The sequence below is a fragment of the Ulvibacter sp. 2305UL32-6 genome (genome assembly GCF_058148545.1).
This window is the reverse complement of sequence record NZ_JBYVKA010000045.1, coordinates 1-919: the sequence shown is the minus strand read 5'-3', so window position 1 is coordinate 919 and position 919 is coordinate 1. Positions and strand designations below refer to the sequence as shown.

1 protein-coding gene is annotated in these 919 nt (G+C 31.2%); it reads left to right on the top strand.

Annotated elements, in window-relative coordinates; all coding sequences use genetic code 11:
- The coding region (locus tag ACY2RU_RS17620; protein ID WP_490139798.1) for a hypothetical protein at window positions 1-784 on the top strand (784 nt) is incomplete at its 5' end.
- Between the last annotated feature and the right edge of the window lie 135 nt (window positions 785-919).

Genomic DNA, 919 nt, shown 5'->3' with positions numbered 1-919 from the left:
ACCGTTGGCATTCATTAGACACAGACATTTGAGAACATTTAAAATTATCATCGGATTTCTTTTGCTCTATGGAGCCGGAAAAGAATACATAAATGCAAGTAGACAGTTAGGCACACCCTATGACATCGGAATTATAATACCCATATTACTTTTTCTTTTTTTATCTACTTGGTTAATTGGTAGCGGATTTTCAAGAAGAAAATTAAAATTTAAGTCATTTGAATTTTTAAAGTTTTTCATCATCTCTTTTGTCGCTTTTGCCTTCTTTGCCTTTATTAGTTTAGGCTCAAAAATAATTCCAAGCAACTTTGTAGAAATTGACGGAATTAAAGTTCCGCTTGGGAAGTGTATTGACGGAAACAGAAGAATAATACCTGACGAAAAAGAAAGAAAAGAATATTGTAAATGTTTTGCCGAAAAAGTATTAAATGACTCCACCTTAAAATCAAAATATAAAACTAAATTGGAAAATGATGATTTTCTAAAAGTCATAGCGGAAATACAAAAAAGTCAAATATTTCTTGAACTTGGATTTGAAAATTGTATGAAATCAGTCAAAATGGAATGGACTAATAACTTGGCGAACTCAATGAAAGAGAATTGGAAGAAACAACTAATTGGGACTGAATTTGAACAGACCAATGATATTGACAAATATTGTGGTTGTTTAATCAAAGAGTATCGTAAATATCCTCTGAATAAAATTATGGAAGACGGATTTTCTGAAAGTAAAGAATCTATCGAAATTGATGAAAAATGTACTAAAGAATCTGAAAAAAAATAACGAAATGCCAACACCGTATATAATTTATTGCTGGCTTCTTGCCTACTTGCGAAAGTCCTCGCGGACTTTCTTGGTCGGTAATTATTTACTAAATTAGGTACTTGAAACACGCAACAAACCATATACAAACACGTT